This window comes from Stenotrophomonas sp. YJH_SMC_32 (assembly GCF_059369975.1).
The window spans coordinates 377608-384910 of sequence record NZ_JCAFTE010000003.1; the positions used below are offsets into that span (position 1 = coordinate 377608).

Here is a 7303-nt window from a genome sequence, read left to right on the forward strand (position 1 = left end):
CTTTGAGTGCACCGATATCCGCTTTCGCGAAAATCTGTTGTCTCCTGGAAACGGGCCAGGTCCCTTGATGCAGCGGGCCGGGGCCCACTCCTACAACCCCGTTTGCGCAGGGCAAGACGCGGGAGTATACGCCAAAAGAGCCCGACTTGCGCCGGGCTCTTCGGTTTTTTTCGCAGAAAGGAAGCTGAACGCCTCCCTCCCCGGTTCAGAAGCCCCCGAGGGGGCTCCTGATCGCAGGGCCGGCTGGAATTACCAGCTGGCCTTGCGCAGGCCCGGGACGTCGCCACGCATGGTGGCTTCGCGCAGCTTGTTGCGGCCGAGGCCGAACTTGCTGTACACGCCACGCGGACGACCCGACAGCTCGCAACGGTTGCGCTGGCGGCTCGGCGACGAATCGCGCGGCAGCTTGGCCAGCTTGGTTGCGGCGTCGATCTTCTCTTCGTAGGTCGCGTCCACGGAGGACACGATCTTCTTCAGAGCCGCACGCTTCTCAGCGTACTTCTTGGCCAGCTTTTCCCGCTTGATGTCGCGGTTGACCATGGAGGTCTTTGCCATTTCGGTTTCCTCGACAGATCAGTTACGGAACGGGAACTTGAACGCTGCCAGCAGCGCCTTCGCTTCCGCGTCGGTCTTCGCAGTGGTGGTGATGGCGATATCCATACCGCGGATCGCGTCGACGGCGTCGAAGTCGATTTCCGGGAAGATGATCTGTTCCTTCACACCCATGTTGAAGTTGCCGCGGCCGTCGAAGGAACGACCGGAAACACCACGGAAGTCGCGCACGCGCGGCAGCGAGATGTTGATCAGGCGGTCCAGGAACTCGTACATCTTGTGGCGACGCAGCGTGGTCTTGCAGCCGATCGGCCAACCATCACGGATCTTGAACGACGCAACCGAGATACGCGACTTGGTGACAACCGGCTTCTGGCCGGAAATCTTGGTCATGTCCGCGACGGCGTTTTCCAGGATCTTCTTGTTGGTGGCAGCCTCGCCGACACCCATGTTCAGGGTGACCTTGACGAGCTTCGGTACTTCCATCGGATTGGTGTAGCCGAACTGCTTCATCAGCGCCGGCACCACTTCTTCCTTGTAGATCTTTTCGAGACGGGAAGTCATCTTCACATTCCTCAGGCGTCGAGCGCCTCACCGCTGGAGCGGAACACACGCAGTTTGCGTCCATCCTCCAGCACCTTGAAGCCAACGCGTTCGCCCTTGCCCGAAGCCGGGTTCAGCACGTTCACGTTGGAGATATGGATCGAAGCTTCGCGCTCGACCACGCCGCCGGCAACACCTGCCTGCGGGTTCGGCTTGGTGTGGCGCTTGACGATGTTCACGTTGGCGACGACCACGCGGTCGCCGTCGACGCGGACGACTTCGCCCTGCTTGCCCTTGTCCTTGCCAGCGTTGACGACAACCTGGTCGCCCTTCTTGATACGGTTAGCCATGATTATCTCCTGTCGCTCACAGCACTTCGGGAGCGAGCGAGACGATCTTCATGAACTTCTCCGAACGAAGTTCACGGGTCACCGGCCCGAAGATACGGGTACCGATCGGCTCCTGCTTGTTGTTCAGCAGGACGGCAGCGTTGCCGTCGAAGCGGATCAGCGAACCGTCGGCGCGACGCACACCCTTGCGGGTACGCACCACGACGGCGTCATACACTTCACCCTTCTTGACCTTGCCGCGCGGAATCGCATCCTTCACGGTGACCTTGATGATGTCGCCGATACCGGCGTAACGGCGCTTGGAACCACCCAGCACCTTGAAGCACATCACCTGCTTGGCACCCGAATTGTCCGCGACGTCAAGGTAGCTCTGCATCTGGATCATGATTCAGACTCCTTATTCAGCCGCACGCGTGATGACTTCCACCACGCGCCAGTTCTTGGTCTTGGACATCGGAGCAATCTCGGTCACGCGGACGACGTCGCCTTCCTTGCAGGCGTTGTCGGCATCGTGGGCGTGCAGCTTGGTCGAGCGCTTGATGTACTTGCCGTACAGCGCGTGCTTGACCTGACGCTCAACCAGGACGGTAACCGTCTTGTCCATCTTGTTGCTGACGACACGGCCTTCGACCGTGCGCAGCGTCTTCTTTTCAGTATTGTCGCTCATAGCGGCCATCCTTACTTCGTGCTGCCGAGCAGGGTCTTGACGCGAGCAATCTCGCGACGGACCCGGCGAATGTCGTGGGTCTTCGGCAGCTGGCCGGTGACCTGCTGCATACGGACAGAGAACTGTTCCTTACGCAGGTCGATCAGGTGGGCCTTGAGTTCGTCAGCCGACTTTTCACGGAGAGTTTTGATATCCATCAGCGCACCGTACGGGTCACGAAAGTGGTGGTGACCGAGAGCTTGGCGGCGGCCAGGCGGAACGCCTCGCGAGCCACTTCCTCGGAAACACCCTCGATTTCATAGATCATGCGGCCGGGCTGGATCTGGGCCACCCAGTATTCCACGTTACCCTTACCCGAACCCATTCGGACTTCGATGGGCTTCTTGGTGATGGGCTTGTCGGGGAACACGCGGATCCACATCTTGCCGCCGCGCTTGACGTAGCGGCTGATCGAGCGGCGGGCCGCTTCGATCTGGCGCGCGGTCAGCTGACCGTGTGCGGTTGCCTTCAGGCCGTATTCGCCGAAGCTGACAGCGTTGGCGCTCCAGCTCAGGCCATCGTTACGGCCCTTGTGTACCTTGCGGTACTTGGTTCGCTTGGGTTGCAACATTGTCGTTACCTCGCTTCACGGGCCGGGCGCTGACGGTCACCGCGGTCGCCGCGATCGTGACGATCGTTGCGCGACGGGGTGTCGTCCTGCTTTTCCTGGCCAACCTGGGAGAAATCGAAGACCTCGCCCTTGTAGATCCAGACCTTGATGCCGATGATGCCGTAGGTCGTCTTGGCTTCAGCGAAGCCATAGTCGATGTCGGCACGCAGGGTGTGCAGCGGCACGCGGCCTTCGCGGTACCACTCCGAACGGGCGATTTCTGCACCGTTGAGGCGGCCACCGACGTTGACCTTGATGCCCAGGGCACCCAGGCGCATCGCGTTGCCGACCGAGCGCTTCATTGCACGGCGGAACATGATGCGACGCTCCAGCTGCTGGGCGATCGACTCGGCAACGAGCTGCGCGTCCAGTTCCGGCTTGCGCACTTCGGTGACGTTGATGTGCGCCGGGACGCCCATCATCTCGCTCACTTCCTTGCGCAGCTTCTCGATGTCCTCACCGCGCTTGCCGATCACCACGCCCGGACGGGCGGTGTGGATCGTCACGCGAGCGGTCTTGGCCGGACGCTCGATCAGGATCTTGCTGATGCCGGCCTGAGCCAGCTTCTTGCGCAGCATGTCGCGCACTTTCAGGTCGGCTGCCAGGTAACCGGCGAACTCGGCCTTGTTGGCGTACCACTTGGAGTTCCAGTCCTTGGAAATGCCGAGGCGGATACCAATCGGATGAACTTTATGACCCATGGTCTTTTCCTTATCCGCTTACTTGGCGGCGCCCACAACCACAGTGATGTGGCTGGTGCGCTTGAGGATGCGGGTACCGCGGCCTTTCGCCCGCGCCATGAAACGCTTCAGGGTCGGACCTTCATCAACCATGATGGTCTGAACCTTCAGCTCGTCGACGTCGGCGCCCTGGTTGTTCTCGGCGTTGGCAATTGCCGACTCCACCACCTTCTTGATCAGGTGGGCAGCCTTCTTGTCCGAGAACTTCAGCAGGTTGACCGCACGTTCGGCCGGCAGACCGCGCACCTGGTCAGCGACCAGACGAGCCTTCTGCGGGGAGATGCGCGCAGTGCGCAGGATGGCTTTCGCTTCCATTGTCATCTCTCCTTACTTGCCCGACTTCTTGTCACCACCGTGACCCTTGAAGGTCCGGGTGATGGCAAATTCGCCGAGCTTGTGGCCGACCATGTTCTCGTTGACGAGAACCGGGATGTGGTTCTTGCCGTTATGCACGGCAATGGTGATGCCTACCATGTCAGGCAGGATCATCGAACGGCGCGACCAGGTCTTGATCGGCTTCTTGCTGCCCGCAGCGGCCTCCACCTTCTTGACGAGGTGGTGATCGACGAACGGGCCCTTCTTGAGTGAACGTGCCATGGTCGATTAGCCCCTACGATCGCGGACGATGAACTGCTGAGTGCGCTTGTTATGGCGCGTCTTGTAACCCTTGGTCGGGACACCCCACGGGGTGACCGGATGCGGGTTACCCTGGCCGGCCTTGGCCTCACCACCACCGTGCGGGTGGTCAACCGGGTTCATGGCAGCACCACGAACGGTCGGGCGAACGCCGCGCCAACGCTTGGCACCGGCCTTGCCCAGCTTTTCCAGGCTGTGCTCGTCGTTGCCGACTTCGCCGATGGTGGCGCAGCACTCGACCGGAACCTTGCGCATTTCACCCGAGCGCAGGCGCAGGGTGGCGTAGATGCCTTCACGAGCCACCAGCTGCACGGCCGCACCAGCGGCGCGAGCGATCTGAGCGCCCTTGCCCGGCTTCAGTTCGATGCAGTGGATGGTGGTACCGACCGGGATGTTGCGCAGCGGCAGGGTGTTGCCGGCCTTGATCGGGGCGTCCGAACCAGCGATCACCTGATCACCAGCCTTCAGGCCCTTCGGGGCGATGATGTAGCGACGCTCACCGTCGACGTAGCACAGCAGAGCGATGTGGGCGGTGCGGTTCGGATCGTATTCGATGCGTTCCACGCGCGCCGGGATGCCCAGCTTGTTGCGCTTGAAGTCGATGATGCGGTAGTGCTGCTTGGCACCACCACCGACGTGACGCACGGTGATGCGACCGTGGTGGTTACGACCACCCGAGCGGCTCTGCGACTCGACCAGCGCGGCGTGCGGAGCACCCTTGTGCAGGTCGGGGGTGACCACGCGCACGGCCGAACGGCGGCCGGGGGAGGTGGGCTTGAATTTCATCAATGGCATGGGATGTACCTCAGGCCTTGGCCGTTACATCGATCGACTGGCCGTCGGCCAGGCGAACGTACGCCTTGCGCCAATCGCCGCGGCGGCCAGCACGGTTACGGAAGGACTTGTTCTTGCCCTTGACGTTGACCACGTTGACGGCTTCGACCTTGACGTCGAACAGCTGCTCAACCGCGGCCTTTACATCGGCCTTGGTGGCTTCGTTCGAAACTTCGAAGACATACTGATTGGAGAGTTCCTGCAGGCGCGCGGTCTTTTCCGAGACACGCGGGGCACGCAGCACGCTGAAGATTTTTTCGTTGCTGTTCATGCCAGCCACTCCTCGACCTTCTTGACCGCGTCAGCGGTGATGACGACCGTGTCGGCACCCACCAGCGAGACCGGGTCCAGACCCTGCACGTCACGCACCTGCACGTACGGCAGATTGCGGGCGGACAGGTACAGGTGCTCGGACGCTTCCTCGGTGACGATCAGCGGGCGCTTGCCCACTTCCAGGCCGGCCAGCTTGGCGATCAGACCCTTCGTGCTGGTGGCTTCGACGTCGAAGGCCTCCACGATGGTCAGACGGCCCTGACGGTTCAGCTCGGACAGGATCGCGCACATGGCGGCACGGTACTGCTTGCGATTGACCTTCTGCTCGAAGCTGCGCGGCTTGGCCGCGAAGGTGACACCGCCGCCGACGAAGATCGGAGCCGTCAGTGCGCCATGACGCGCGCCGCCGCCCTTCTGCTTCTTCGACTTCTTGGTGGTACCAGCCACTTCGGAGCGAGTCTTCTGTGCCTTGGTGCCGGCGCGACCGGCGTTGCGGTAAGCAACGACGACCTGGTGGACCAGATCTTCGCTGAAATCGCGACCGAACACGGCTTCGGAGACCGAGACCTTGTTGTTGCTACCCGTGATAACGAGTTCCATCGTCATCTCTCCTTATGCCTTGCTCGCCGGACGGACGATCACATCGCCACCCGCCGCGCCCGGAACGGCGCCGCGAACCGCGATCAGACCGCGCTCGACGTCGACCTTGACCACTTCCAGGTTCTGGGTGCTCTGCTGCACCGCGCCCATGTGGCCCGACATCTTCTTGCCCGGGAAAACGCGACCCGGGGTCTGGCGCTGACCCAGCGAACCCGGCGCGCGATGCGACAGCGAGTTACCGTGGGTTGCATCGCCCATACGGAAGTTGTGGCGCTTGATGGTGCCCTGGAAGCCCTTACCCTTGGTGACACCCTGGACGTCGACGATCTGGCCGACTTCGAAGATGTCCGCCTTGACTTCGCCGCCAACGGCGAAATCGCCGAGCTGCGCGTCTTCAACGCGGAATTCCCACAGGCCACGACCCGCTTCCACCTTCGCCTTGGCGAAGTGGCCGGCTTCCGGCTTGTTGACCAGGGCAGCGCGACGCGCGCCGACGGTCACCTGCACGGCGCTGTAGCCGTCGGTTTCGACGGTCTTGATCTGCGCGATGCGGTTCGGGGTTGCTTCGATCAGGGTCACCGGGATGGAGCGGCCATCTTCAGTGAACACGCGGCTCATGCCGGCCTTGCGGCCCACGAAGCCCAACGAATACTTCTTCGTCATGGTCGTAGTCCTCAGGTCAGCTTGATCTGAACGTCGACGCCGGCAGCCAGTTCGAGCTTCATCAGCGCGTCCACGGTCTTGTCATTCGGGTCAACGATATCGAGCACGCGCTTGTGCGTGCGGGTCTCGTACTGGTCACGCGCGTCCTTGTCGACGTGCGGGGAAACGAGAACGGTGTAACGCTCGATCTTGGTCGGCAGCGGGATCGGGCCACGCACTTGCGCGCCGGTCCGCTTTGCCGTTTCAACGATCTCGCTGGCCGAACGGTCGATCAGACGATGATCGAACGCTTTCAGCCGGATCCGGATCTTTTGGTCCGCCATGGCGGTAGGTTCCTTCGTTAAAAGAGCGACAGACAAAGCCTCTGGGTTGCTTTGTCCCATGAAATTCCTGAATACGGACGGCCCGCAGTCCTGCAGGCCGCCAAGGTCAATCCATGGACCTCAAAAACGTAGGCAGACCAGTTACCCGGCCTGCCCAGACGTAGAAGCATAATGGCACACAAGGCAGCTGTCAACAGTCGCCTGTTGACGCCGCCTGAATGGCATTGACCCTTCCTGGTCCGGGGAACACAAGGCACATCCTGTGCCTGCTTTCCCATTTGATACGCCCCGATGCCCTACCCAGGCAACATCGGGGCGCTGATACTACCAGATTACTCGATGATCTTCGAGACCACGCCGGCGCCGACGGTACGGCCGCCTTCGCGGATGGCGAAGCGCAGACCTTCGTCCATGGCCACCGGGTTGATCAGGGTGACTTCCATCTTGACGTTGTCACCCGGCATCACCATTTC

The 7303-nt window shown here is 61.7% G+C and carries 16 protein-coding genes; all 16 read right to left on the bottom strand.

Annotation, left to right across the window (positions count from 1 at the left end; translation table 11 throughout):
• Window positions 1-249 precede the first annotated feature (249 nt).
• Window positions 250-555, bottom strand: a complete 306-nt coding sequence (rpsN, locus tag AC5P7S_RS07810) for a 30S ribosomal protein S14 (protein ID WP_005408209.1) — start codon at window positions 553-555, stop codon at window positions 250-252.
• An 18-nt stretch (window positions 556-573) separates the two neighbouring features.
• On the bottom strand, window positions 574-1116 hold the full coding sequence (gene rplE, locus AC5P7S_RS07815) for a 50S ribosomal protein L5 (protein ID WP_005415416.1): 543 nt from the start codon (window positions 1114-1116) through the stop codon (window positions 574-576).
• Window positions 1117-1127: 11 nt separating this feature from the next.
• Window positions 1128-1445 (bottom strand): 50S ribosomal protein L24, encoded by a 318-nt coding sequence (gene rplX / locus AC5P7S_RS07820; protein WP_004154490.1) that lies wholly within the window; start codon window positions 1443-1445, stop codon window positions 1128-1130.
• 16 nt (window positions 1446-1461) lie between these two features.
• Window positions 1462-1830 (bottom strand): 50S ribosomal protein L14, encoded by a 369-nt coding sequence (gene rplN, locus AC5P7S_RS07825; RefSeq protein ID WP_010483978.1) that lies wholly within the window; start codon window positions 1828-1830, stop codon window positions 1462-1464.
• Between the two features lie 12 nt (window positions 1831-1842).
• Window positions 1843-2112 (bottom strand): 30S ribosomal protein S17, encoded by a 270-nt coding sequence (gene rpsQ / locus AC5P7S_RS07830; RefSeq protein WP_004154489.1) that lies wholly within the window; start codon window positions 2110-2112, stop codon window positions 1843-1845.
• A gap of 11 nt (window positions 2113-2123) precedes the next feature.
• Entirely contained in the window at window positions 2124-2309 is a 186-nt protein-coding gene (rpmC, locus tag AC5P7S_RS07835; RefSeq protein WP_004154487.1) for a 50S ribosomal protein L29, read from the bottom strand.
• On the bottom strand, window positions 2309-2722 hold the full coding sequence (gene rplP, locus AC5P7S_RS07840) for a 50S ribosomal protein L16 (protein ID WP_004154486.1): 414 nt from the start codon (window positions 2720-2722) through the stop codon (window positions 2309-2311). The genes rpmC and rplP overlap by 1 nt, the downstream gene beginning before the upstream one ends.
• Window positions 2723-2727: 5 nt before the next feature.
• Window positions 2728-3462: a 30S ribosomal protein S3 gene (gene rpsC / locus AC5P7S_RS07845; RefSeq protein ID WP_005415414.1), complete on the bottom strand. Its 735-nt coding sequence runs from the start codon at window positions 3460-3462 to the stop codon at window positions 2728-2730.
• A gap of 18 nt (window positions 3463-3480) precedes the next feature.
• Complete coding sequence (rplV, locus tag AC5P7S_RS07850; protein ID WP_004145348.1) at window positions 3481-3816, bottom strand: 50S ribosomal protein L22; 336 nt, start codon at window positions 3814-3816, stop codon at window positions 3481-3483.
• Window positions 3817-3828: 12 nt separating this feature from the next.
• Window positions 3829-4098, bottom strand: coding sequence for a 30S ribosomal protein S19 (rpsS, locus tag AC5P7S_RS07855; RefSeq protein WP_005415413.1), 270 nt, complete (start codon window positions 4096-4098; stop codon window positions 3829-3831).
• Window positions 4099-4104: 6 nt separating this feature from the next.
• Window positions 4105-4932, bottom strand: coding sequence for a 50S ribosomal protein L2 (gene rplB / locus AC5P7S_RS07860; protein ID WP_004145339.1), 828 nt, complete (start codon window positions 4930-4932; stop codon window positions 4105-4107).
• Window positions 4933-4942: 10 nt separating this feature from the next.
• Entirely contained in the window at window positions 4943-5242 is a 300-nt protein-coding gene (gene rplW / locus AC5P7S_RS07865; protein ID WP_004145338.1) for a 50S ribosomal protein L23, read from the bottom strand.
• Window positions 5239-5844: a 50S ribosomal protein L4 gene (gene rplD / locus AC5P7S_RS07870; protein ID WP_005415412.1), complete on the bottom strand. Its 606-nt coding sequence runs from the start codon at window positions 5842-5844 to the stop codon at window positions 5239-5241. The genes rplW and rplD overlap by 4 nt, the downstream gene beginning before the upstream one ends.
• Window positions 5845-5856: 12 nt before the next feature.
• Window positions 5857-6507, bottom strand: coding sequence for a 50S ribosomal protein L3 (rplC, locus tag AC5P7S_RS07875; protein WP_004145336.1), 651 nt, complete (start codon window positions 6505-6507; stop codon window positions 5857-5859).
• 11 nt (window positions 6508-6518) lie between these two features.
• Window positions 6519-6830, bottom strand: a complete 312-nt coding sequence (gene rpsJ / locus AC5P7S_RS07880) for a 30S ribosomal protein S10 (RefSeq protein ID WP_005408208.1) — start codon at window positions 6828-6830, stop codon at window positions 6519-6521.
• Between the two features lie 332 nt (window positions 6831-7162).
• The coding region (locus tag AC5P7S_RS07885; RefSeq protein ID WP_495204990.1) for an EF-Tu C-terminal domain-related protein at window positions 7163-7303 on the bottom strand (141 nt) is incomplete at its 5' end.